4 protein-coding genes are annotated in these 3,462 nt (G+C 31.0%); all 4 read right to left on the bottom strand.

Features of this window, described 5'->3' with window-relative positions:
- Positions 1–571 (bottom strand): hypothetical protein (locus ACP5SP_RS03305; protein ID WP_428076033.1); only part of this gene is annotated, 571 nt, incomplete at its 3' end.
- A complete protein-coding gene (locus ACP5SP_RS03310) occupies positions 568–1,449 on the bottom strand; it encodes a hypothetical protein (RefSeq protein ID WP_428076034.1) in 882 nt (293 codons plus the stop codon). The genes ACP5SP_RS03310 and ACP5SP_RS03305, both read right to left, overlap by 4 nt.
- Positions 1,446–2,699, bottom strand: coding sequence for a glycosyltransferase (locus ACP5SP_RS03315; protein WP_428076035.1), 1,254 nt, complete (start codon positions 2,697–2,699; stop codon positions 1,446–1,448). The genes ACP5SP_RS03310 and ACP5SP_RS03315 overlap by 4 nt, the downstream gene beginning before the upstream one ends.
- Entirely contained in the window at positions 2,693–3,424 is a 732-nt protein-coding gene (locus tag ACP5SP_RS03320; RefSeq protein ID WP_428076036.1) for a hypothetical protein, read from the bottom strand. The genes ACP5SP_RS03315 and ACP5SP_RS03320 overlap by 7 nt, the downstream gene beginning before the upstream one ends.
- Positions 3,425–3,462 lie beyond the last annotated feature (38 nt).

The raw sequence follows: 3,462 nt of genomic DNA on the forward strand, positions 1-3,462 counted from the left end.
AGGTGAGCTTTCCGTACATATACCCTGAAATAAACTTACCATTTTCCAATTTATAAGATGGAATATTCAAAAATTTTACTGATTCTTGCGACTTTATAATAAGATTCCCTTCTGTAAAAGATTTTTCTTTGTACTTTCCATAATTTATATTATTTACTCCAAGAATCGAAGAAAGTGTTCCTTTATCTTTATAAACACCGTCAATCGTTTTTACACCTATATCAAATGATGCAAAAACCGAGCCACCATTTCTAATATAATCTTGAAGAAAAGGAATAATCTCCTCGGGAAGGTATTTATTAACGCCATCCATAAAGATGATAGCTTTATGAATTTTAACAAATTCTTTTCCATTTTCTGAAGACAAGTCATAAGTACTTTCAAGTAAATATGGAACTTTTAATTCTTCAAGCACACTTTTGTAAGCATCAATTATATAGGAACTTTCTTTTGGATTGTATGCTAATATGATTGAGTAGTAGGCATTTTTTCCTTTAGATTGGTATATTTTGAATCCAACAAAGCCAAACAATATTGCAATGATTATTAAAGTTACAGCAATCTTCCTCATACTGTTTTTCCTTTCTTTGAAGATACATATCCATGGATTATTACATCTTCACCTAAATAGATTTCTCCATTTGCAACTACAGATTTAATTTTGTTTTTGCCTCCTATCCTTACACCACGTTGCATTTCTATTGAATCTTGTGAAAATACATTTCCTTTTACTGATACATTGTCGTGGAGTTTTATTTTTCCCTCACCTATTAAATTGCCAACAATTTCTATACTCCCTTTTATTTCAATATCTTCATCTGCTTTTATCGTCCCTATTATGTAGGATTCCCTTTCAACTTCTTCACTTTTTGTATTATAAGACGATATATTTTTGGCATAAAGCCTTTCAAACTGCACGTTGTTAGATAATAAAATTGTATCCTCTGCGCTTGCACTTACTCCTAAATTGCAGTTTTTAGAAACAAATATACTTTTTAAAGAGTCAATCCATCGTTTTATGATAACAATTTCTTCAAGAAAAATATCTGAATCAGACGCAAGAGCTCTTATAGTTGAATTCTTACCGACATATACTGGACCTTTTGAGTATACTTCCCCAAGTTTTGAATTTTTTTGAATACGCAAACCTTCTAAGGTGAAGATAATATTTTCTGTTTCAAAATTTTCATGAGTTTCAAGAGATTCAAAAAATTCAATTGCGTCATTTTTAAGGTATAGTCTTTTGTTTTCTTTTATTAGTTCTTCTAATATTTCATTACTAATAAGTGATTCAATTTTGTGACGGAACGATTTTCCAAAATATCGAGGGTCTCTTACAAATGAAAAATTTATATTTATTGGTAAGATATCCCTTTTACTTACAATTTCTGAAATTGGAATTAAAAATGGGATGAAGACTAAAATCATAAAAATCGTTATAAAAATCATTCCCTAAACCTCTCCGTCTTTTGCCAATGTATTTCTCTCTTACTTATAATATATTTCAAAGCATCTAAAAATCCTAAAGAAGAAAACCACATTTCAAAGAAGAAATTGATTCCCAAAATAGGTAGTAATTTTACTCTGTTAGTTACTCCATCTAAATATGTGCCAACTGCGATTTCAAAAAATGGCGCAAAATTCCCAAAACTCTGGAATATAGAAACCGAAGCCACACTTTGTAAGATGAATTGAAAATAAGCACCCGAAAAGAAAAGTATAAAAGAGTTAACAATACCTATGAGAAGTAGCAATGGGAGAAAATACACACCCAAAAGAAGCAGACCATCGACCTTTTCTTTTATGGTTAGTTTATTCGAAAAGATGATCTTCGGAACATACAAAAACATCACTTGGTTATGCCCGCAAGACCATCTTCTTATTTGCCTTGCTCTCACGATCCAACTTTCTGGGGCCTCTTCATAGCATTCTGCTCTGTTTGAGTATATCACTTTATACCCCATGAGATATAGTCTGAATGTTAATTCTGTGTCTTCTGCAAGAATTTCGTTTTTAAAACCACCAGTAAGGACTACAGGTTCTTTTCTAAATGCACCAGTTGTGCCACCATATTGAGGAATAAGCTTTAGATTAAATCTTGATTGTTGGTCTGTCTGATACCCACCAATTCGCTCAAGGTCTATTAATCTAGTAAGTATGTTTTTAGATATATTTAGTGGTATAACTCTTCCCATAACTGCACCAACTGAAGGATCAATAAAGTTTATTACAAGTTCTCTTATGAGTCCTTTTCCTGGTATATAATCTGCGTCAAAAACGACAATTATATCACCAGTTGCAAAGCGTAAAGCATCATTTAATGCTGCTGGTTTCCCTTTCCTATTGGAGTTGCGGTAAAGTGGTCTTATGTAATCATATTTACTCTCAAACTCTTTAAGAATACGTGCTGTGCTATCTTCCGAACTGTCATCTATTGGGATAATTTCAAGTTTGTCCTTAGGATATGACGAAAGAGTTAGGGAAATTAATATATCTTTTGCTACTTTCTCTTCGTTATGCATTGGAATAAGAACTGAAACAAATGGTAAATCGGAATCAATAATATCTCCATAGCTAATCCTTTGCTTACCAAATACTCTATTGAGGCTAAAGATGTAATGCCTTACCGTGTATATTAGAAGTATGAACATTAAAACATAAGCATAAACCTTACTTATAAAGATTATTATGTTTACCATTCGAACATCTCCCCATTGCTATCTTTTGAAGACAATGAAACAAAAAAGGAGAAAAACGATACAAAATATAAACTGTCAAAGTATGGTCCAAGAATAAAAAAGAAGAGAGGAGAGAAAATATAACTGAGATTTTTTGTTATAAACACAAACACTATATATCTTACAGTATCGACCAAAAAGGCATACAGAACTACAAAAGTAATAAATAATATCTTTTTGTAAATTTTTGTTTTGAAGAATATTATAGACAGAGCACTAACTATAGGAAATAGAATGAGATTTGAAGCCTGCATATAAGTTAACATCTCTAATAGTTTTGTAAGCGTGTACGGAAAAAATTGTTTGAAAATTAAGAAGTAGAATGAAGACACAATAATTACGGAGTCAATATAAATAAGGAAATACTTCATCATATGTGGTCTTTGAATAAGAAGCACAAAAAGTATGGCAGTAGATATAAGTAAACTGAAGAAAGAGAAACTGAATTGTGGAAATGTGCCTATCGTATCAAGAACATATAAATTGAAATATTCCGTTCCAATGATACTCGAATAATTTAAATTTAGTATGGTTTTTGTATAATTTCCCCAAAAATATGTTATTTTAGGGACTAAAAGATAAAATAAAATTTCCAAAATAATTGCATAAATAGCGACAAATATGATCTCGCTTCTGTCTATTTTTACTTTTCTTATGGCGCGGTGAGGTGTAAATTTTTCAACCATCGCATTATTATAAAAAAAATTTTTTGGATTGCAAGTTT

Source organism: Caldisericum sp., assembly GCF_049967455.1.
GTDB classification, from domain to species: domain Bacteria; phylum Caldisericota; class Caldisericia; order Caldisericales; family Caldisericaceae; genus Caldisericum; species Caldisericum exile_A.

Bases quoted from the DNA above. Each gene is read 5' to 3' on its own strand.
- ACP5SP_RS03315 (WP_428076035.1), bottom strand. From the start codon at position 2,699: ATGGTAAACATAATAATCTTTATAAGTAAGGTTTATGCTTATGTTTTA.
- ACP5SP_RS03310 (WP_428076034.1), bottom strand. From the start codon at position 1,449: ATGATTTTTATAACGATTTTTATGATTTTAGTCTTCATCCCATTTTTA.
- ACP5SP_RS03320 (WP_428076036.1), bottom strand. From the start codon at position 3,424: ATGGTTGAAAAATTTACACCTCACCGCGCCATAAGAAAAGTAAAAATA.